The following is a 20,167-nucleotide window of genomic DNA, read 5'->3' as shown; positions in this document are numbered from 1 at the left end:
CATCCTGTCTATGTGAATCTCTAGTCAATCCGGCTTTACAGCTGCAAACTGAAGCCGCCGTTGATCAGCACCGAGCGCTGAGGAACCAGCTGCTTAAGACAATCGGGGTCGGGACATTCAAGATAACGGCTTAACAATTGCTGTTGCTCACCGCTGAGTAGCGCACCAGCCTGCTGAATGAGCCGTTTCATCAGCAACTGTCCGCGACTTTCCAATACCCAGCACAGATCAGCCAAGGCTGCTAGCAACTCTTGCCGATCGCCTAGCTGAATCGATAAGAAGATTCGGCGCACATGGAGGGACAATAATTTGGGTCGAGCCGCGACCTGACGGCCAAGATGCAGCAATAGACGACGGGGCTGGTCGCCGCGGTAGATCAACGAATCACAGGCCATAACTTCAAAAGCGGCCTGAACCCGGTCCAAACACTCGGCTTCAGCACTTATGGTCGACGGTGAACGCTCCAGGTCCAATGGCAAAGCGACAGTCACGATTAATCCCTCAGTCTTAACTCCCGAATGACGAGACAACCTTCCTCGCCAGCTGACAAAAATCATTAGTGACATTTGTCAATTTTGCTTTCTATAACAACAATTTATTTAAGGGATTAAACCATATCCCATTTAGTTTAATAGTTAGTAAATCTAATCTCTGTGTTAGATTTTTCTCAACAGACGATGATCTGTCGGGATCCTAGCGAAACAAAGCAAAGGCAACTTGATCCATCGTCTAGGCATCTCTATTCCATGATGTTCCAACCTAAGCCAGTGTATTTGCTTGAATTTCGATTATTCGGAAATCAAAAAGCTCGAAGGCATAAATGATGGTTCGGAAGAAGACTTACAGGTCAGGCTGCCTGTCGGAAAGAATCTGGCCGCCGAGGAAGGCATTTCATGCATGTTGATCTAAGTCATTAGATCGTCGTTCAGCGCCCCACTCAGGCCCATCCATTCGAGAACGAGCCAGCCCCAAACCAAGCATGGAGAGGATTCCCGTCGTCTCGATAGGGTTGAGATACTGCACATAAAAAAGGGAAGCATCCTGCTTCCCTGGGGTTCGTCCCTGATTTTCGAGGCACCGTCGCCGGTACCTCAAGCTTGGATTCGACTTACTTGGCAGCCATTGCCATGTCGACGCCGATGCTGGCCAGGGTCTTTTCGACAACCTTGCTCGGCAGCGGGATGTAACCGTCCTTAACAACGATCTCTTGACCGGACTTGGACATCACCATCTTGATGAACTCACGATCCAGCGGAGACAGAGCCTTATTAGGCGCTTTGTTGACGTAAACGTACAGGAAGCGAGACAGCGGGTACTTGCCAGTTACCGCCATTTCCGGAGTCGCGGAGATGTAGTTGTCGCCTTTCTTGCTCAGCGGCAGCGCGCGAACAGAAGAGGTCTTGTAGCCGATACCGGAGTAACCGATGCCGTTCAGCGAGGTAGAAACAGACTGGACAACAGAAGCTGAACCCGGCTGCTCGTTTACGCTGCTCTTGAAGTCGCCCTTACACAGCGCCTTCTTCTTGAAGTAACCGTAAGTTCCGGATACAGAGTTGCGGCCGTACAGCTGTACAGTCTGCTTACCCAGGTTACCGGTTACGCCCAGATCACCCCAGGTCTTAGCGTCAGCCGCAGCACCACACTTACGAGTGCTGGAGAAAACAGCATCAACATCGGCGATGCTCATGCCCTTGATCGGGTTGTCTTTGTGTACGAATACCGCCAGGGCGTCGATAGCAACCGGAATCGCAGTCGGCTTGTAACCGTGCTTCTTCTCGAAGGCTTCCAGCTCCTTGTCCTTCATTTTGCGGCTCATCGGACCCAGGTTAGAAGTTCCTTCGGTCAGAGCGGGCGGCGCAGTGGAAGAACCCGCAGCCTGGATCTGGATGTTGACGTTCGGGTAGTGACGCTTGAAGTCTTCAGCCCACAGGGTCATCAGGTTAGCCAGGGTGTCGGAACCGACACTGGACAGATTACCAGAGACACCGCTGGTCTTGTCGTACATCGGCAGATTCGGGTCAAGCAGGTCAGATGCTTGGGCACCGGCGCTGATGCCGGTAGCGGCCAGAGTTACAGCGGCCAGCAGTTTTTTAACGCTCATTGATTGCTCCTGAGTCATTCTCATTCGACTAACAGTGTTATTAAGTAACTGCTGGCCACTATAGGGTCGTTATATGACACTTATATGAATACCGAAGAAAATCTGCCGTTGAGCTATTGATTACATAGTCACCGGCGAATGCTATGATCGCAGCGCCTTTCAGCCCTCTAATCCGAAGAATAATAATGTCCGAACAAGATAACCTGCCCGCCCCCGACGGCGAGCTAACCCTGCAGTTACCGGCCTCGCAAGAGGGTCGTAATATTTTTGGTGATATCTACGGTGGTTGGCTATCGGCCCAGATTGTCACAGCGGCCGAAACCCGCGCGGCCCAGATTGCCAGCGGCCGGGTAGCGACCGTTTCGATCGGCGCTATCGAGCTGATGTCGCCGGTTCTGGTCGGTACTCTGCTTAGCTTCCATACCCGGATCGTCGATACCGGTCACTCCTCCATCCGGATTCAGGTAGAGGTCTGGGGTCGCTGCCACGACGGTCACGGGCTGCGTAAAATTACCGAGGCGGAAACCGTTCAGGTAGCTCTCGACCAACAGGGTCGGATCCGGCGCCTGCCCAACGATTAGCAGAAAATTGGCGGGTTAAGGCGATTGATTGCGGCTGGCCAGCCGGAGTCGCTCCTGCTTTTCCATGATCAGCGCCGAGGCCGTCAATAACCGGATCCCCTGTTCATCCAATAGCGGCAACGCCAGCTTCAGATAATCCACCGTCACCGGGTAGGGGTGACCGATCACCACCGCACTGCCATGGCGTCTAGCGATCGCCAGCGCCTTGATAAACTGTCGATGCACAAACTCGGTGGTGCGCTCATGGTCAAGGAACACATCCCGCTTCAAATTCGGCACACCGAAACGCCGCGCCGTCTCCCAGGCGACACTCGACGCCGTAGTCCGGCTGTCGATAAAGAATAGTCCCCGCTCTCGCGCCAGCTCCATCACCCAATTCATCTGCGGCTGCAACGTGGTCAACAGGCTGCCCATGTGGTTATTCAATCCCTGCACATGGGGAATCACATCCAGGTCCCCTTCCAGGACTTGGCGGAATTGCTGCCGCCCCAGGTCCGCCGTCAGCGCCCCTGGTCCGAGCGGGCGATCCCGGGTGTTCTGCATCGGAGCATGGAGGATCACATCCTTGCCATCGGCATAGGCCTTACGAGCCAGTTTCGGGCCGAATGGACTGTGGGGGAGAACCGCATAGGTGACCGGACCGGGCAGCTCAACCGCCGCCAGGCCACGGGCATAGTTATCGCCGACATCGTCGATAATGATCACCAATGCCGGCTGGCTGACCGAATCGCTGACATCGGAGGGCTGAACCTCGGCAGTGGCCGCAGGAGCAGGTACCGCTGCGCTGGCTGTCGCAACCATCAACAGCAGCGCCAGCGATCTTAAGATGCCCGAGGTCAGAGCCCGGAAACGCCGACTCATCAGGAGGCTTTGACCGCCACGATCGACAGCGCTTTGAGCAGATTCAAGGCTTCATTGAGCTGGTAATCATTCTCCAGCAGCTTGGTATCGGAGTCGCTGCGGCCATTGTCACTGTCATTGGCTGCAGCGCTGTCGTTGCCATTGTCCAGATGACCGACCAGATCCGCCTCCTTGACCCGCTGGCGGGTATCTCGTCGGGTCAACGTCGCCTGCTCGACCTCGATATCCGGCACGATACCTTCGGCCTGAATCGAGCGGCCATTGGGTGTGAAGTAGCGTGCGGTGGTCAGCTTCAAGGCGCGCTCATTCGCCAACGGCAGCACCGTCTGCACCGAGCCCTTGCCGAAACTAGGTGTCCCCATGATGACGGCGCGCCCATGATCCTGCAGTGCGCCGGCCACGATCTCGGATGCCGAGGCTGAACCGCTGTTGATCAACACCACCACAGGTAGCTCGCCGCTGGGATTCTTCGGCGTCGCGCTGTAGCTCAGATCGCTCTGCTGAATCCGCCCCTTGGTATAAACCACCAACCCCTCTTCCAGGAAGGCGTCGCTGACCTCGACCGCCGCCTGCAACACCCCGCCCGGGTTGTTGCGAAGATCCAGAATCAAGCCACGCAGCTGGCCCTGCTGCTTCAGTTTTTCGATCCCTTTGACCAAGTCATCGCCGGTATGAACCTGGAATTGCGATACCCGCAAGTAGCCGAAATTATCATCCAACATCCGCTGTTTGACGCTGGCGACCTTGATCACCGCCCGGGTCAGGGTCAGCACCAGCGGCTGCGGCTGGTTATCGCGCATGATGGTCAGTTCGATTTTGGTGCCGGGCTTACCGCGCATCAGGTTGACCGCCTGCATCAGGTCCAGCCCCCGCACCGGCTTATTATCCAGCTTGACGATCCGATCACCGGGCTGCACCCCGGCCCGCTGAGCCGGTGTGTCATCGATCGGCGCCACCACCCGGATCGCGCCATCTTCCATGCCAACCTCGATCCCGAGGCCACCAAACTCTCCGCTAGTATTCACCTGCAGGCTGTCGAACGCCTTCGGATCCAGGTAGGCGGAATGGGGATCCAGGCCGCTCAACATCCCCTTGACCGCATTCTCCAGCAGCTCGGCATCGCTGACCTCCTCGACATAGGCGCCCTTGATACGCTCGAAGACTTCAGCGAAGGTGCGCAGCTCCTCCAGCGGTAAAGGCGGCTTCGGCTCGCTCTGCTGCTCTTCGGCCACAGTCACACCGCAGCCCAGGCCAAAACCCAAAGCCAGTATCGCAGTCAGTTGTTTGGCTGTTTTCTTCATACCTGTCCTTTTCTGGGGCAAACCTTCGCCCCGGCTATGGCTCAACGTCGTTTTAACCACAGGATCGGATCGACCGGGTTACCCTGATGACGTATCGCAAAATAGAGCCCGGCACTACCCTGGCCACCACTGTCGCCGACGGTAGCGACCTGCTCACCGCTGGCGATCCAGTCTCCCACCTGTCGCATCAGGCTCTGATTATGAGCATAGAGGCTCATGTAATCATCACCATGATCCAGAATCAGCAACAAACCGTAACCCAGCAACCAGTCAGCGAAAACCACCCGGCCATGATGTATTGCGCTGACCGGTTCCCCGCTACGCCCGCCGACCAGAATACCGTCACCACGAACGCCCTGGGAATTGCGGCTACCGTAGGCCCGCAGCACCCTGGTTCGCTTAGTCGGCCACGGCAGCTTGCCCTTGAGCTTAGCAAATGCCTGCGTCGAGACCTTTAATTCATTGAGTGCCAGGGTTTGCTGGAGTTCCTTCAGCATCCGTTTGAGGCGCTGCTGATCGGTTTTCAGACGCTTCAGCGACTGGGCCTGGCCGCTGATCTTCTTATTCAGTGAAGACAGCGCCTGCTGGCGCGAGCGGCGACTCTTGGCCAGCTTATCGGCGCTGGCCGACAACTGCTTCTGCTCCGTCTGCAGCGCCTGCTGTCGCTCGCTCAATTGCTGTTCGACCCGGGTCAGTTCATCCAGCGTCTGGTCCAGCTGCGCCAACGCCTCGGTACGGTGATCGGAGAAGTACTGGTGATAACGCAGCAAGCGGGTGATTCGTTCGGGCTGCTGCTGATTCAACAGCAGCCGCAGCCGATCCTGGCGACCGGTACGATAAGCCGCCGCGATTTCGTCGGACAGGGCCTGAACTTGCTGATCACGGTTGGATTGGAGTTGCTGCTGCTGGCGCTGCAACTTATCCAGTTGCTGCTTATGCTTGTCGATCTGCTGCTGATTCTGCTTTACCTGGCGGCTCAGCCGACCACCCTCTTTTTCGGCTTTGCGCAGCGCGTTGCTCAGCTGCTGCTGCTCCCCCTTGGCCGAGCGCAGGCGCTTTTCCAACGCTCGGATATCGGTTTGCAGTTTGTTGATCTGTTGTTGGGTCTGCTGCTTGTCCGCTGCCGACAGCAACGGCTGCCACAACAACAGCAGCGTGGCGACTAACGCCGCCACGAAGCCGGGTTTCAAGACCAGGGTTCGGCTCACTCGGCCAGCAGCGAACGGCCGCTCATCTCGGCCGGTACCGGTAGATCCATCAGCCCCAACAACGTCGGCGCCAGGTCCGCCAGACAGCCGTCTTCCAGCTTGATCGGTTGCGGGCCATTGTAGACCAGCCCGACCGGCCACAGCGTATGGGCGGTATGGGCCTGACCGGTACTGGGGTCGGCCATCAGCTCGACGTTACCATGGTCGGCGCTGATCAGCGCCTGACCACCGACCTTGTCCAGCGCCGCCAACACCTGGCCCAGGCACTGGTCCACCGCCTCGACCGCCTTCACCGCGGCGTCGAAGTCGCCGGTGTGGCCGACCATATCCGGGTTGGCGAAGTTACAGACCACCAGGTCGAACTGGCCCGACTCGATCGCGCCGACCAGCTTTTCGGTGACTTCCGGGGCGCTCATCTCCGGTTTCAGGTCATAGGTCGCCACGTCCGGCGACGGCACCAGAATTCGCTCTTCGCCCTCGTAGGGCTGCTCGCGACCACCGTTGAAGAAGAAGGTCACGTGGGCATATTTCTCGGTCTCGGCGATCCGCAGCTGGGTTTTGCCCAGTTGCGCCATGTGCTCGCCCAGGCCGTTGCTGATGCTCTCCGGCGGGAACGCGCAGGGCGCATCGATATCGGCGGCATACTCGGTCAGCATCACATAGTCGGCCAGCGCCGGGCGAGCGCCACGCTCAAAGCCATCAAAATCGGCCTCGACAAAGGCACGGGTGATCTCGCGCGCCCGGTCGGGACGGAAGTTGGCACAGATTACCGCGTCGCCATCGGCGATCAGACCCTGGGGCTGACCGTCGGCATCGGTAATCAGGGTCGCCTGGACGAATTCATCGTTTTCGTCACGGGCGTAGGCATCCAGCAGGGCCTGCACCGGGTCGCTGTTCTTGAACGGCGCCCGGCCTTGAGTCATGGCGTCATAGGCGGTTTGTACCCGCTCCCAGCGGTTATCCCGATCCATGGCGTAGTAACGGCCGGTCAGCGAGGCGATCGCACCGACACCCAGTGCTTCCAGCTTGGCCTGCATCGCTTCAATCGACGGTTGCGCACTGCGCGGCGGCATATCGCGGCCATCCAGGAAGCCGTGAACAAAGATCTGCTTGGCGCCACGCTTGGCCGCCATCTCACACAGCGCCTGCAGGTGCTGCTCGTGGGAGTGGACCCCGCCCGGAGACAACAAGCCCAATACATGCACGGCCCGGCCGGCGGCAATCGCCTTGTCCATCGCCTGCACCAGCGCCGCGTTGTCAAACAGCGTACCGTCGTCGATCGCCTTGGTGATACGGGTGAAGTTTTGGTACACGATCCGACCGGCACCGATATTCATATGGCCCACCTCGGAGTTGCCCATCTGACCATCCGGCAGACCAACCGCCATCCCGGAAGTCGCCACCATCGAACGTGGATTCTCAGCCCAGATCCGGTCCCAGGTCGGAGTCTTGGCGGCAAAGATCGCATTATTTTCGGGATTGTCGCTGACACCCCAACCATCAAGGATGATCAGAGCAGTGGCGGCTTTGGACTGAGTCATGGCGGGATAATTCCTGCGAGGCTGAAAATGGCGGGTAATTTTACTCTGAGCAGGCGCTGAGCACCAGACAACCAGCGCAAGGGCCACTGATCAGAACGGAATCAGCGCAGCGCCAACTGTTCCAGGCAACGGCGGTAACCGGGGCTGTCTCGAAGCTCGCGCAGGTGGGAGCTTTCAAAGTAGCTCAACATGCATCGATCATCACCCCGCGAGACCCTTGCCACACAGTCGTAACCGGCCTGATCGGCGCACTGACGGAAACGGTCGATTCGATCGTTTCCGGTTGCCGCCCGTAACGCCAACTGGGTAGCAGCGCGGTTGCGGATCAACCCCCGCGCCGGCTGGGGAATCCGCAGCATCAGCTGCTCCATATGAGCCTCAGACACATAGGCATCGAACAGCGTTCGATCGACCAGTTGCAGAAGTTGAAAATAGAGCAGCGCCTGCTGATGATCACCGTGGCGCTCGAACAACGCACCCAGCAGGTAATAACAGATCGAGATCCCCTCATCGACACAGCGCTTGAGCTTGGTCTCGGCCTGATCCAGGCTGCGTTTCTGGCGTGACCAGTTAACGAAGTGATCCACGTAGAGTGTTCCCAACGCATCCGGATGGCCTTGGCGCGCAGCCTCCAGCAGCATTCGATCCGGACTGGGCAACTCCGGCGTAGCGCCAAGCTGGGACTGCAGATAGAGCCCATGCGCCTGATCCCGCACCGCGGCTTGCTGCAGATGTTGGCGGATCGCCGGAGTCAGTACCAGACAGCGCTGCCAACAGTAATCGATGGCACCCAGATGGCCCATCTCGGCCGCCTGCTGGATCAATTGTTGGCCGTAATCCAGGTCCTGCTCAACCCCGTAAACGCCCCCTTCAAGGAGCCAGCCGAGCAGGAACAGGCCGTCGGCGCTGTGCATCCCCTTCAAATGCACCGCCCAATCCGACACCTGCCCCTGCTGCAGCTGAACAACCAGTGCTTGCAGACGATCTTCCGCCGCCTGCGCCGAAGCGCTCCCCAGGCCAACTCCGGTACCGACCAACACCAGACTCAGCCATAGCGCCGCGAGCCGCCGCTTAACCGACCTGCTCATCCCACTGTATCTCACCGATTTCGACCCGCACCCAATCAAAACCGATCTTGCGCGCTACCGACACAGCCCCATCCAAGCTTTTGAACTCCCGCTCACGCTGACCGCGCTGCAGCATCAACGTCTCTTCGCGATTGTCCTTGGTGCGGAATTTCAGCGTCCAGCCCTTGGCCATCGATACCGGCACAGCACGGCACAGCTCGAAAAAACCGGCGTTGTAGAGCAGCTTTAACTCGCGTTCTTGCATGGTTAAAAATAACTATTTAGTGATCATTTCAGTGTTTAGGAAAGATATACCTATTTTAGATTTATCACAAATGAATTTTGATCATCATAACTTTCAATAGTGATGACAATAGTTAAAAAAGAGTATTCATAAGCAGTCTCTAGACGGTCATAACTTAACCACAACATGACCGCCACAGCATGGTTTCAGTCGCTGCATCCGGGTATACTTGTGCGCTTTGTTTTCATAGCTTTGGAACCCTGTACCCATGGATCAAATGATCGAATTCGCCACCAATCACTGGGAACTGTTCGCCGCCCTGGTTGCCACCCTTGGCCTGCTGCTGTTTACCGAATCGCGCAAAGGCGGCACCGCACTGTCGACCCACGCCGCGGTCCAGCTGATCAACAAGGAAGGCGCCGCCGTCGTCGATATCCGAGCCAAGAAAGATTTCAAATCCGGCCATATCACCGACTCGGTCAATATCCCGCTGGCAGACCTGCAACGTCGCGTTGGCGAACTGGAAAAATTCCGCAGCAAACCGATCATCATCGTCTGCAACCTCGGCCAAACCGCCTCGGCGGCGGTTAAGCTGCTCAACAACGAGAACTTTGACAACGTCACTCGCCTATCCGGCGGCATTACCGAATGGAAAGGCCAGAACCTGCCAGTGGTAAAGAAATAAAGAAGTAACCTGATGAAGTGACTGGCGAGAACGCATCCATGCCAAACATTACCGTTTACAGCACCGCTTACTGCCCCTACTGCATCCGAGCCAAAATGCTGCTGGAACAGAAGGGCGCCGAGTTCGATGAGATCCGGGTTGATCAACAGCCGCAGCTACGCGCCGAGATGATGAAGCGCAGCAACGGCGGTCGTACGGTGCCGCAGATCTTTATCGGCGACACCCATGTCGGCGGCTGTGACGAGCTGTTTGCGCTGGAACGACAGGGGCGGCTAGATCCGTTACTGAGCGCCTGAACCAACCTCAAATTTTACGAACAAGCCTAAGGAACAACCATGTCCGAAGAGAACAACACCCCGGAGAACGGCCAAGCCGAGCAGGCCGCCCAACCGACTTTCAACATCCAGCGCATCTACCTCAAGGACGCCTCTTTCGAGACTCCGGGAGCGCCCCAGGTTTTCACCCAGCAGTGGCAGCCCAAGGTTGACCTGCAACTGAACACCCGTACCCGCGCCCTGAACGACGAGCTGTACGAAGTGGTCCTGACCGTCACCGTCACCGTCAAGTGCGAAGACGAGAACGCCTTCCTGGTCGAAATCCAGCAGGCCGGCCTGTTCGGTATCAGCGGTCTGGAAGAAGCCCAGCTGCAGCACACCCTGGGTGCCTACTGCCCGACCATCCTGTTCCCGTACGCCCGTGAGACCATCGACTCCCTGGTCAACAAGGGCAGCTTCCCGGCCCTGATGCTGGCGCCGGTTAACTTCGATGCGCTGTTTGCCCAGCAGGTACAGCAGCACGCTGAAGCCGCAGCGCAGGCAGAAGCCCAGAGCGCCGAAACCCACTAAGGTTTCACAGGCTCAAAAAAACCGTCATGGATCAGCCCATGACGGTTTTTTTATGTCCGAAAGCAGTCGATCGAGAACTCAGCTGCCGCCTTCGAACCCCAACTGACGCCAGGCCTCGTAAACCATCACCGCGACGGTGTTGGACAGATTCAGACTGCGGCTATCGGGCTGCATCGGCAACCGCAGCCGCTGCTCCGGCGGCAGCGCATTGCGCACCTCTTCGGGCAACCCCCGGGTTTCCGGACCAAACAGCAGTACATCGCCAGCTTCAAACTTGGCATCGGCATAGCTTCGTGAACCTTTGGTCGTCAGCGCGTAGACCTTACCGCCAAACTGGCTCAGGCAGCTGTCCAGATCGGGATAGCGTTTGACCTCGGCCAGCTCGCGATAATCAAGCCCGGCGCGGCGCACCTTTTTGATATCCAGATCAAAGCCCAGCGGCTCGATCAGATGCAGCTTGAAGCCAGTGTTGGCGCACAGACGAATGATATTGCCGGTATTGGGGGGAATCTCCGGCTGGTAGAGAACGATATTTAGCATGGGCGGGATTATACCGGAGTTCAGACTTTCCAGCCCTTCCCGGCGCTAATCAAAACCGCTAGCATCGGATCAGTCATTCAAGACAGGGAATTTTGCCAAGGAAGTTGTATGAGAGAGCCACAGCGCGCCGCCTTCGCCACCAACCACATTCTTTCACTGCTGCTATTGCTGGTTAGCTTGGTTATTCCGATGCAGGGCTTGCAGGCGGCTACAGCCTCGCAGCCAACCAATTTAGAAACCCAGCTATTACTGCAGCAACACAGAGTCCAGCAACTCGAACAACTGCTAGAACAGCAGCACCAAACCAGCCAACGAGCAAGCACTCTAAGCCACGACCAAGAACTAAAGCTTCAGCAATTGCAGCTAAAACTGGGTCAACTGCAACAAGAGCAACAGCAGAGCAAGCAGCAATTCCAGCAAAACCTGAATATCAAAACAGACTCTCTTTCGGAACGGGTTGGCGATATCTCACTTTACCTTGCTATTTATGGAGGATTGATCACTCTAATACTTGCTGCCTTTGCCAGTATTACCTATCTGAACGCAGCCTCCCAGGCAAAACGCAGCGCAGTAAGCGCCACTGAAGACTGGATCAAAGAGCACGCCAGCAATAAGATCGAGTGCGAAATCACATCCTACATTGACGGTACCGCTACTAAGCGCCTTAAAGCGACAGCCAATGCAATTGAGGTCAAATTCGATCAACAACTAAATCAAAAGCTAGAATCGTTACAGAAACAACTCGATTCCCAGCACGGAAAACTCAATAGCCTTCACGATCTAGTAGACCAGCTGAGTCTTGAAAGACCTCTGACCGAGTACGAGCAGCACCAAAGCCAAGACGCAGCAAGAAAACCCGAAAACAAGCGCACCTTCGACGATTGGAACCTTCTCGCTATAGCTGCTTATCAGAGGAACGATTACCTCAGAGCTTTAGAAACCTTTGAACAAGCGATAAAAACCGCTGAAACAGACGAACAACTCGAACATTCCCTGTTCAACAAAGGCGTCACACTGGGCAAGCTGGGCCAACCCATTGAGGAAATCGCTTGTTACGAGCAGCTGTTACAACGTTATCGTGATAGTGACCAACCAGCCCTACAAGATCGATGCGCCAGTGCACTGCTGAACATGGGAGCTACACTGAGCCAGCAAGATCAACCCGACAACGCGATTGCTTGCTACGAAGAACTGCTACAAAGATATGGTGATAGCAACCAACCCGCACTACAAGAGTATTGCGCTAAGGCACTGTGGAATAAAGGAGCTACATTAGGCCAGCAAGGCCAACCTGATAAAAAAATCTCTTGCTTCGAAAAACTTTTACAACGTTACGTCGATAACGACCAACCGCCCCTGCAAGAACAATGCGCCATGGTACTGCTGAATATGGGGGTTACTCTAGGTCAACTAAAAAAATCCGATGAGGAAATTGCTTGCTATGAGCAGCTGTTACAACGCTACTCCAATAGCAACCAACTAACCTTGCAAGAACAATGTGCCATGGCTCTGTTGAATAAGGCCGCCACTCTGATCCAGCAAGGCCAACTTGATAAAGCTATTGCTTGCTACGAACAGCTGTTACAACAGTATGGAGATAGCGACCAGTTAACACTGCAAGAGTATTGCGCCAAGGCACTATGGAATAAAGGCGCTGCTTTAGGGCAGCAAGGCCAATCCGATGAGGAAATCGCATGTTACGAGCAGCTGTTACAACGCTACGACAGCAGTGATCAAGCAACCCTGCAAGCACTATGCGCTAGTGCGCTCCTTCGCAAAGGGGTTATGCTCGATCAGCAAGAAGAGCCCGATGAAAAAATCGCTTGCTACGAGCAGCTGTTACAACACTACCATGATAGTAACGAACCAGCCCTACAAGAGCTTTATTCCAAGACCCTGAACGATAAAGGCTTTTTATTGCTTTACCAAGCCAAGAGAACCGAATGGCAAGAAGGAGCAGGACTTGCAAATCAGGACTTTCTATCCAGCCGCCAACTACTACAAGAAAGTCTGGAGAACATCAGTATTGATGATCTCTGGGTCGTTAAAGGCAATCTCAGCTACGCCCATTATCTCTGCGGCGATACCGATGAAGAAACCTGGCAGCAATTACTAGCCGAAGCAATCGACCTAGGTGGTGCAAGATCCTATCAAGGTTTAAAAGAAGATATCAAAACCCACCACCTTCCGCGGGACGATATCTTCGAGGACTATCTAGAGAAGCTCTATGCCAGCTACCAGGCCAGGCAAGCTCAAGCCATAGATAACGTGGAGGGAGATTGAGTGATCTTAAGCGCTCTCATCCATATCCCCCGAATCCTCCATCCCAAGCTCTTTGATTTTGCGGGTCAGGGTATTGCGACCCCAGCCCAGCAGCAACGAAGCATCACGACGGCGACCGCCGGTATGCTTGAGGGCGGTTTCGATCATGATCCGCTCGAAGGTCGGTACCGCCTCACCGAGCAGGTCTTTGTGACCCTGGGCCAGCGCCTGTTCGGCCCATAGCCGCAACCCCTGCTCCCAGCTACCCACCAGCTGCTGGCTCGGTTCCTCACTGAGCAACTCCGGCGGCAGGTCGGCCACCAGCACTTCCCGGCCCGAGGCCATTACGGTGATCCAGCGGCAGGCATTTTCGAGCTGACGCACGTTGCCGGGCCAACTGATGGTGCACAGGAAGCGCTCGGCCTCCTCGGTCAGCACCTTCGGCTCCACCGCCAGCTCCTCGGCCGCCTTGGCCAGGAAGAACTGCGCCAAGCGCGGGATATCTTCACGCCGATCACTGAGCTTGGGGATATGGATACGGATAACATTGAGACGATGGAACAGGTCTTCCCGGAAGCGCCCATCCTTGACCAGGGATTCCAGATCCTGGTGGGTTGCAGCGATAATCCGGACGTCGACCTTGACCGGCGTATGGCCGCCGACGCGGTAGAACTCACCATCGGCCAACACCCGTAGCAGACGGGTCTGGGCTTCCGAGGGCATATCCCCGATCTCGTCCAAGAACAGGGTGCCGCCGTCGGCCTGTTCGAAGCGCCCCTTGCGCTGGTTGCCGGCGCCGGTAAAAGCCCCCTTTTCGTGACCAAACAGCTCGGATTCGATCAGATCCCGCGGAATCGCCGCCATATTGAGCGGAATAAAAGGCTGTTGGTTACGCGGGCTGTGTTTGTGCAGAGCGTGGGCCACCAGCTCCTTACCGGTACCCGATTCACCGTTGATCAGCACCGTGATGTTGGATTGAGACAGCCGCCCGATCGCCCGGAACACCTCCTGCATCGCCGGCGCTTCGCCAATGATTTCGGTGGCGGCCTCGACCGCCTCCTCTTCGGCACTGGCGCGCTGCTCCTGGGCGTGGATCACGGCCCGCTTGACCAACGCCACCGCATCGTCGACATCAAAGGGCTTGGGCAGGTATTCGAACGCCCCACCCTGGTAGGAGGCCACCGCACTGTCCAGATCCGAGTGCGCCGTCATGATGATCACCGGCAGATCCGGATGAGCCTGCTGGATCGTCTCCAGCAGCTCCAGACCGTTGATGCCCGGCATCCGGATATCGCTGACCAACGCATCGGGCTGTTCGCTGTTGAGCGCCTGCAGCGCTTCATCACCGGATTCGAAAACCCGGCTCTGCAGCCCATCCTGCTCCAGCGCTTTCTCCAGTACCCAGCGGATCGATCGATCATCATCGACGATCCAGACATTGGCGACAGACGTCATCGACGGTACTCCTTCGTTACGCCCGCTCGTTATCGAGTGGGAAATAGATAATAAAATCGGTGTGGCCCGGCTGACTCTGGCACTCAATCAGCCCCCGGTGCTGATGGATGATCGACTGAGCGATCGACAGCCCCAGACCGGTACCTTCGGCACGGCCACTGATCATCGGGAAGAACAGCGTCTCCTTGAGCTTGTCCGGTACTCCGGGGCCGTTGTCGCTGATTACCAGCTGGCACACCAGCCGGTGGCGCTCATTACCCAGGGTGAACTGACGGATCGCCCGGGTACGCAGCACGATCCGTGGCGATTCGGTGTTCGATTCCAGCAACGCCTGCACACTGTTGCGCACGACATTCAAGACCGCCTGGATCAGCTGCTCTTCGTCGGCTTCCAGGTTCGGGATACTGGGATCGTAATCGCGCAGCAGCTCGACGCTGCCGCCGGTTTCGGCGCTCACCAGGTTATAGATCCGCTCCAGAATCTGGTGAATATTGAGCGGCTGCTTATCGAGCAGGTTTCGCGGCCCCAGCATCCGGTCGACCAGGTTCTGCAACCGATCGGCTTCACCGATAATGACCTGGGTGTAATCCTCCAGGCTTCGATCCGGCAACGCCCGTTCCAGCAACTGAGCTGCTCCACGGATACCGCCCAGCGGGTTCTTGATCTCATGGGCCAAGCCACGAATCAGCCCCCGGGTGGCTTCCTGCTGCGCCCGGGACTCCTCTTCACGACCGATGCGCACCAACCGATCCCGCGGCAGAATCTCTACCAATAACGAGCCGTTATGCTCGCCTACCAGCGGGGTGACGCTGTAGTCCGCCGCAATCTCACGACCATGGAACAGCAGCAGATGCGCCTCGCGTCGGGTAAAGGAGTGTCCGCTCTCGTAGACGTCGCTAAGCACATCGTAAAACTCCGAATGATCCCGAATCAGCGTCACGACGCTCTCCCCCTGGACCCGACGAGCACTGACATCGAACAGCATCTCACCGGCCGGATTGAGGTATTGCAGGCAGCGATCACGGTCGAGCATCAACACCGCACCCGAGAGGTTATCCAATAGCTGCTTATACAGATTCCGCACAGATCACTCCGATTCCGATTGCCTGCTCGACGGACCATGCCGAGACTCAGGCGGTTATTACTGATAGTAACTGCAAGAACCAAACCAGCTTGTGAATCCTGCCTATCTTTCTCGATCACCCGTCATTCGGGGCTTTCTAACCCGATTCCTAACTACAGTTTAGAGCCCCAAATCAAACAGCGCACCATTTTGGTGCAAATAGATTTTTCTCCCCTTTAGCGCACCATCAGAAGGCATCGCAAGCCAAAGCTCGGATAACAACGGCAGGGGCTTTTTCCAGCCAAAAAAAAACCGCCCGAAGGCGGTTTTTTATTTAGCGGGTAATGACTTACACGCTGTAGTACATGTCGAACTCGACCGGGTGAGTGGTCATGTTCAGACGCTCGATCTCTTCGTTCTTCAGCGCGATGTAGGCATCGATCGCATCGTCAGACATAACGCCACCGGCGGTCATGAACTCACGGTCCTTATCCAGCGCGTCCAGCGCCTCTTCGAGGCTTGAACATACAGTCGGGATCTCAGCCGCTTCTTCAGCCGGCAGGTCGTACAGGTCCTTGTCAGCCGCATCGCCCGGGTGGATCTTGTTCTTGATACCGTCCAGGGCAGCCATCTGCAGCGCCGCGAAGCACAGGTACGGGTTGGCAGTCGGATCCGGGAAACGGAACTCAACACGACGTGCTTTCGGGTTGGTTACGTACGGGATACGGATAGAAGCGGAACGGTTACGGGCAGAGTAAGCCAGCATAACCGGAGCTTCGAAGCCCGGTACCAGACGCTTGTAGGAGTTGGTAGAAGCGTTGGCGAAAGCGTTGATCGCTTTGGCGTGCTTGATAACACCACCGATAGCGTACAGAGCCTGCTCGCTCAGACCACCGTACAGGTCACCGGAGAACTGGTTCTGACCATCTTTGGAGATGGACATATGAACGTGCATACCGGAACCGTTGTCACCAACCAGCGGCTTAGGCATGAAGGTCGCAGTCTTGCCGTAAGCGTGGGCAACGTTGTGAACACAGTACTTCAGGATCTGAACTTCGTCAGCCTTCTTCACCATGGTGTTGGCGCCAACACCGATCTCACACTGACCGGCAGTACCAACTTCGTGGTGGTGTACTTCAATTTCCAGGCCCATGGCAGACATGGCGTCACACATCGCAGCACGCAGGTCGTGCAGAGAGTCAACCGGAGGAACCGGGAAGTAACCGCCTTTAACAGTCGGACGGTGACCGATGTTGCCGCCTTCGAAGACTTCGTTTGAAGACCAGGCTGCTTCGTCGGAAGAGATCTGGTAGCCGGCACCAGAGATGTCAGCGTGCCACTTAACGTCGTCAAAGACGAAGAACTCAGGCTCCGGACCGAACAGCGCGCTGTCACCGATACCGGTAGACTTCAGGTACTCTTCGGCACGTGAAGCGATGGAACGCGGATCACGGTCGTAACCCTGACCAGTGGTCGGCTCAACGATGTTACAACGAACGATAACGGTAGCGTCTTCGGTGAAGGGATCCAGGCGAGAAGCTTCGTCGTCAGCCTGCATGATCATGTCTGATTCGTTGATGCCCTTCCAACCAGCGATGGAAGAACCGTCGAACATCTTGCCTTCTTCGAAGAAATCCTCGTCAACTTCGCTAGAAGGAATAGTAACGTGCTGCTCTTTACCCTTGGTGTCGGTGAAACGCAGGTCAACCCAGCGGGCTTCACTTTCTTGGATCAGCTTCAGAGTATTCTCTGACATATGATTTCTCCGATTATGTCTGCACTATTCCAGTGCTACTTTACTATTAACAGTCGAACCGTATCGCCTGTGGCAAAATCTGGTTAATTCACTCGGCATAAGACATAGCAACACCCGTGCCAACACGAAAATCGCCGTAAAACCCGCATAATTCGGTAGCAGAACGTCCTAAATCAAACCTTATGCGCACCATTATGGTGCGTTAATCTTGCCAGGTTACCATTTTGGTGCATAAGCCAGCTCATAGCATAGCGCTCACTGATCGCTTTGCAACCAATCCCGGCTCATCAATGGGGCCAGTTGACGATCAATAGGGCAACCTCTCCCTCCCTCAACGACACCGCTGAGGAAAAAGCCGCAGCTCGACCGATGCCGCCAAAGCGATAAAGGTCAATTTCACGTCCTATGATTGCCCAACAATGGTGTATAATCTGACCAACTTTGCCCCCGGTCCAAGCCGGGGGCACTTTTTTATTGGACCCTCCACCTCCACCCTGTTTGAGTTCTAACCATGTCCGCACCTGAAAAAATCAACGATATCAGCAAGCTGCGAAATATCGCCATTATCGCTCACGTTGACCACGGCAAGACCACCCTGGTCGACAAGCTGCTGTCGCAATCGGGCACCCTGGCCCGCCGTGATGAGGGCTCCGAGCGGATCATGGACTCCAACGACCAGGAAAAAGAGCGTGGTATCACCATCCTGGCCAAAAATACCGCCATCGAGTGGAATGATTACCACATCAACATCGTCGACACGCCCGGACACGCCGATTTCGGTGGTGAGGTAGAGCGCGTACTGTCGATGGTCGATTGCGTACTGCTGCTGGTCGACGCTGTCGATGGCCCGATGCCGCAGACCCGCTTCGTGACCCAGAAGGCATTCGCTCAGGGCCTGAAGCCGATCGTCGTTATCAACAAGATCGACCGCCCCGGTTCTCGTCCGGACTGGGTGATGGATCAGGTCTTCGACCTGTTTGATAACCTCGGTGCCACCGATGAGCAGCTGGACTTCCCGGTCGTCTACGCCTCCGCCCTGAACGGTATCGCCGGTCTGGAACCCGATTCCATGGCCGACGACATGACGCCGCTGTTCGAAGCGATCGTCGAGCATGTTGAATCTCCCAAGGTTGATGTCGACGGTCCGTTCCAGATGCAAATCTCGGCGCTGGATTACAACAGCTATCTGGGTGTTATCGGCGTGGGCCGGATCAAGCGCGGCAGCATCGGCACCAACGGCCAGGTCAAAGTGATCGACATCGATGGCCAGGTTCGCAGCGGCAAGGTTCTCAAGATCATGGGTTATATGGGATTGGAACGGGTCGACGTTGCCTCCGCCCAGGCTGGTGATATTGTCTGCGTGACCGGCATCGACAAACTCAACATCTCCGACACCCTGTGCGACCCGGACAACGTCGAAGCACTGCCGGCCCTGAGCGTCGACGAGCCGACCGTATCGATGACCTTCCAGGTCAACGATTCTCCCTTCGCCGGTCTGGACGGCAAGTTCGTCACCTCCCGTAACATCAAGGAACGCCTGGAGCGCGAACTGATCCACAACGTGGCGCTGCGGGTTGAAGAAGGTGACTCACCAGAGAAATTCAAGGTTTCCGGTCGAGGCGAACTGCACCTGTCGGTACTGATCGAGACCATGCGCCGCGAAGGTTTTGAACTTGGCGTATCCCGCCCGGAAGTGGTGCAGAAAGAGGTCGACGGTGAAATCCACGAGCCGTTCGAAGAGGTGATGATCGACGTCCAGGACGAGCATCAGGGCGCCATCATCGAAGAGCTGGGCAAGCGCAAGGGCGACATGACCAACATGGAAGTGGACGGCAAGGGCCGGGTTCGCCTGACCTTCCTGATACCGTCCCGCGGTCTGATAGGCTTCCGTAGCCTGTTCCTGACCCTGACCTCCGGCACCGGCATCATGACCTCGATCTTCGATCACTACGGCCCGGTCAAAGAGGGTGAAGTGGTATCGCGGATCAACGGCGTGCTGGTCTCCATGGTAGGCGGTAAGGCGCTGGGCTACGCTCTGTTCAACCTGCAGGAACGTGGCCGTCTGTCCATCGACCCCAATGTCGAAGTCTACGAAGGCATGATCCTGGGTATCCACAGCCGCTCCAACGACCTGGCGGTCAACCCGACCAAGGGCAAGCAGCTGACCAACATCCGCGCCTCCGGCTCCGATGAAAACATCCAGCTGACCCCGCCGGTCCGCTTCACCCTGGAGCAGGCACTGGACTTTATCGAAGACGACGAACTGGTCGAAGTGACGCCGCACCATATCCGCCTGCGTAAAAAGTTCCTGAAGGAACACGAGCGTAAGCGTGCCGCCCGCGGCGGTTAAATACTCCTTGCTTAAATATTTGAGCCAGGGAAGGCCGAATATAAGATCCGATGTTGATACCAGCATCGGATTTTTTATGTCCGCTCAAACATTTCCAATCGACCTTACGCTTATCTGACAAAGCCATCTGGACCTGATAAGGTTAGGTGCGCTGATTATTCGCTAGACAATTAGTTGATTACAACAAGGATGTTGATATGAGAAAGGGCTTTCTCGGAGTCTGCTCGGCTATCGTTTTATTTAGCAATACTGTTTTAGCCGCACCTTTTGTTGAAACAGAAGATATTATTCTAGAGCCCGACTTCTG

General features: G+C 56.3%; 18 protein-coding genes. 6 read left to right on the top strand and 12 right to left on the bottom strand.

The features are described 5' to 3' along the window. Nucleotides 1-35: 35 nt before the first annotated feature. Both DV711_RS16990 and DV711_RS16985 read right to left on the bottom strand, forming a co-directional pair. Nucleotides 36-491: a hypothetical protein gene (locus DV711_RS16990; protein ID WP_133297481.1), complete on the bottom strand. Its 456-nt coding sequence runs from the start codon at nt 489-491 to the stop codon at nt 36-38. 617 nt (nt 492-1,108) lie between these two features. Next, a complete protein-coding gene (locus DV711_RS16985) occupies nt 1,109-2,101 on the bottom strand; it encodes a PstS family phosphate ABC transporter substrate-binding protein (protein WP_114696928.1) in 993 nt (330 codons plus the stop codon). Between the two features lie 185 nt (nt 2,102-2,286). Between DV711_RS16985 and DV711_RS16980 the strand changes: the two genes are divergently transcribed. Then, nucleotides 2,287-2,682 (top strand): acyl-CoA thioesterase, encoded by a 396-nt coding sequence (locus DV711_RS16980; RefSeq protein WP_114696927.1) that lies wholly within the window; start codon nt 2,287-2,289, stop codon nt 2,680-2,682. 15 nt (nt 2,683-2,697) lie between these two features. Here DV711_RS16980 and DV711_RS16975 read toward each other — a convergent pair whose 3' ends face one another. The 6 genes from DV711_RS16975 to DV711_RS16950 all read right to left on the bottom strand — a co-directional run bounded on the left by DV711_RS16975 (nt 2,698) and on the right by DV711_RS16950 (nt 8,925). Next, on the bottom strand, nt 2,698-3,543 hold the full coding sequence (locus DV711_RS16975) for a divergent polysaccharide deacetylase family protein (RefSeq protein WP_207802676.1): 846 nt from the start codon (nt 3,541-3,543) through the stop codon (nt 2,698-2,700). Next, the gene (locus tag DV711_RS16970; protein WP_114696926.1) at nt 3,543-4,844 is read right to left on the bottom strand and encodes a S41 family peptidase; all 1,302 of its coding nucleotides are present in this window, start codon (nt 4,842-4,844) and stop codon (nt 3,543-3,545) included. The genes DV711_RS16975 and DV711_RS16970 overlap by 1 nt, the downstream gene beginning before the upstream one ends. A 41-nt stretch (nt 4,845-4,885) precedes the next feature. Further along, nucleotides 4,886-6,052, bottom strand: a complete 1,167-nt coding sequence (locus tag DV711_RS16965; protein WP_114696925.1) for a murein hydrolase activator EnvC family protein — start codon at nt 6,050-6,052, stop codon at nt 4,886-4,888. Next, complete coding sequence (gpmI, locus tag DV711_RS16960; protein ID WP_114696924.1) at nt 6,049-7,593, bottom strand: 2,3-bisphosphoglycerate-independent phosphoglycerate mutase; 1,545 nt, start codon at nt 7,591-7,593, stop codon at nt 6,049-6,051. Before gpmI ends, DV711_RS16965 begins: the two co-directional genes overlap by 4 nt. Before the next feature lie 101 nt (nt 7,594-7,694). Further along, on the bottom strand, nt 7,695-8,681 hold the full coding sequence (locus DV711_RS16955) for an SEL1-like repeat protein (protein ID WP_114696923.1): 987 nt from the start codon (nt 8,679-8,681) through the stop codon (nt 7,695-7,697). Then, on the bottom strand, nt 8,665-8,925 hold the full coding sequence (locus DV711_RS16950) for a hypothetical protein (protein ID WP_114696922.1): 261 nt from the start codon (nt 8,923-8,925) through the stop codon (nt 8,665-8,667). The genes DV711_RS16955 and DV711_RS16950 overlap by 17 nt, the downstream gene beginning before the upstream one ends. A 247-nt stretch (nt 8,926-9,172) precedes the next feature. On the opposite strand from DV711_RS16950, the gene DV711_RS16945 reads away from it, so the two are divergent. The 3 genes from DV711_RS16945 to secB are packed head-to-tail and all read left to right on the top strand — an operon-like array spanning nt 9,173 to nt 10,434. Further along, on the top strand, nt 9,173-9,589 hold the full coding sequence (locus tag DV711_RS16945) for a rhodanese-like domain-containing protein (RefSeq protein ID WP_114696921.1): 417 nt from the start codon (nt 9,173-9,175) through the stop codon (nt 9,587-9,589). Nucleotides 9,590-9,627: 38 nt separating this feature from the next. Next, entirely contained in the window at nt 9,628-9,885 is a 258-nt protein-coding gene (gene grxC, locus DV711_RS16940) for a glutaredoxin 3 (RefSeq protein WP_114696920.1), read from the top strand. Nucleotides 9,886-9,924: 39 nt separating this feature from the next. Beyond that, a complete protein-coding gene (gene secB / locus DV711_RS16935) occupies nt 9,925-10,434 on the top strand; it encodes a protein-export chaperone SecB (protein ID WP_114696919.1) in 510 nt (169 codons plus the stop codon). 78 nt (nt 10,435-10,512) lie between these two features. Here secB and DV711_RS16930 read toward each other — a convergent pair whose 3' ends face one another. Further along, a complete protein-coding gene (locus DV711_RS16930; protein ID WP_114696918.1) occupies nt 10,513-10,974 on the bottom strand; it encodes a tRNA (cytidine(34)-2'-O)-methyltransferase in 462 nt (153 codons plus the stop codon). Between the two features lie 108 nt (nt 10,975-11,082). On the opposite strand from DV711_RS16930, the gene DV711_RS16925 reads away from it, so the two are divergent. Next, nucleotides 11,083-13,257, top strand: coding sequence for a tetratricopeptide repeat protein (locus DV711_RS16925; protein ID WP_114696917.1), 2,175 nt, complete (start codon nt 11,083-11,085; stop codon nt 13,255-13,257). Nucleotides 13,258-13,263: 6 nt separating this feature from the next. Here DV711_RS16925 and glnG read toward each other — a convergent pair whose 3' ends face one another. From glnG to glnA, 3 genes are all read right to left on the bottom strand, one after another. Next, a complete protein-coding gene (glnG, locus tag DV711_RS16920) occupies nt 13,264-14,691 on the bottom strand; it encodes a nitrogen regulation protein NR(I) (RefSeq protein WP_114696916.1) in 1,428 nt (475 codons plus the stop codon). 16 nt (nt 14,692-14,707) lie between these two features. Next, complete coding sequence (gene glnL / locus DV711_RS16915; protein WP_341537600.1) at nt 14,708-15,775, bottom strand: nitrogen regulation protein NR(II); 1,068 nt, start codon at nt 15,773-15,775, stop codon at nt 14,708-14,710. Between the two features lie 328 nt (nt 15,776-16,103). After that, complete coding sequence (glnA, locus tag DV711_RS16910; RefSeq protein ID WP_114696915.1) at nt 16,104-17,510, bottom strand: glutamate--ammonia ligase; 1,407 nt, start codon at nt 17,508-17,510, stop codon at nt 16,104-16,106. 511 nt (nt 17,511-18,021) lie between these two features. On the opposite strand from glnA, the gene typA reads away from it, so the two are divergent. Continuing rightward, nucleotides 18,022-19,860: a translational GTPase TypA gene (gene typA / locus DV711_RS16905; protein ID WP_114696914.1), complete on the top strand. Its 1,839-nt coding sequence runs from the start codon at nt 18,022-18,024 to the stop codon at nt 19,858-19,860. Nucleotides 19,861-20,167: the final 307 nt, after the last annotated feature.

The sequence above is a fragment of the Motiliproteus coralliicola genome (assembly GCF_003345655.1).
Taxonomy (GTDB): domain Bacteria; phylum Pseudomonadota; class Gammaproteobacteria; order Pseudomonadales; family Balneatricaceae; genus Motiliproteus; species Motiliproteus coralliicola.
The sequence above is the reverse complement of the archived record's forward strand: the minus strand, read 5'-3'. Positions and strand labels throughout refer to the sequence as shown.

What these genes read in the sequence shown, in the direction of transcription:
- DV711_RS16925 (WP_114696917.1), top strand. Translation starts at nt 11,083, where the DNA reads ATGAGAGAGCCACAGCGCGCCGCCTTCGCCACCAACCACATTCTTTCA.
- DV711_RS16980 (WP_114696927.1), top strand. Translation starts at nt 2,287, where the DNA reads ATGTCCGAACAAGATAACCTGCCCGCCCCCGACGGCGAGCTAACCCTG.
- DV711_RS16930 (WP_114696918.1), bottom strand. Translation starts at nt 10,974, where the DNA reads ATGCTAAATATCGTTCTCTACCAGCCGGAGATTCCCCCCAATACCGGC.
- glnG (WP_114696916.1), bottom strand. Translation starts at nt 14,691, where the DNA reads ATGACGTCTGTCGCCAATGTCTGGATCGTCGATGATGATCGATCGATC.
- secB (WP_114696919.1), top strand. Translation starts at nt 9,925, where the DNA reads ATGTCCGAAGAGAACAACACCCCGGAGAACGGCCAAGCCGAGCAGGCC.
- typA (WP_114696914.1), top strand. Translation starts at nt 18,022, where the DNA reads ATGTCCGCACCTGAAAAAATCAACGATATCAGCAAGCTGCGAAATATC.
- DV711_RS16955 (WP_114696923.1), bottom strand. Translation starts at nt 8,681, where the DNA reads ATGAGCAGGTCGGTTAAGCGGCGGCTCGCGGCGCTATGGCTGAGTCTG.
- DV711_RS16975 (WP_207802676.1), bottom strand. Translation starts at nt 3,543, where the DNA reads ATGAGTCGGCGTTTCCGGGCTCTGACCTCGGGCATCTTAAGATCGCTG.
- grxC (WP_114696920.1), top strand. Translation starts at nt 9,628, where the DNA reads ATGCCAAACATTACCGTTTACAGCACCGCTTACTGCCCCTACTGCATC.
- DV711_RS16950 (WP_114696922.1), bottom strand. Translation starts at nt 8,925, where the DNA reads ATGCAAGAACGCGAGTTAAAGCTGCTCTACAACGCCGGTTTTTTCGAG.
- glnA (WP_114696915.1), bottom strand. Translation starts at nt 17,510, where the DNA reads ATGTCAGAGAATACTCTGAAGCTGATCCAAGAAAGTGAAGCCCGCTGG.
- DV711_RS16970 (WP_114696926.1), bottom strand. Translation starts at nt 4,844, where the DNA reads ATGAAGAAAACAGCCAAACAACTGACTGCGATACTGGCTTTGGGTTTT.
- DV711_RS16945 (WP_114696921.1), top strand. Translation starts at nt 9,173, where the DNA reads ATGGATCAAATGATCGAATTCGCCACCAATCACTGGGAACTGTTCGCC.
- gpmI (WP_114696924.1), bottom strand. Translation starts at nt 7,593, where the DNA reads ATGACTCAGTCCAAAGCCGCCACTGCTCTGATCATCCTTGATGGTTGG.
- DV711_RS16985 (WP_114696928.1), bottom strand. Translation starts at nt 2,101, where the DNA reads ATGAGCGTTAAAAAACTGCTGGCCGCTGTAACTCTGGCCGCTACCGGC.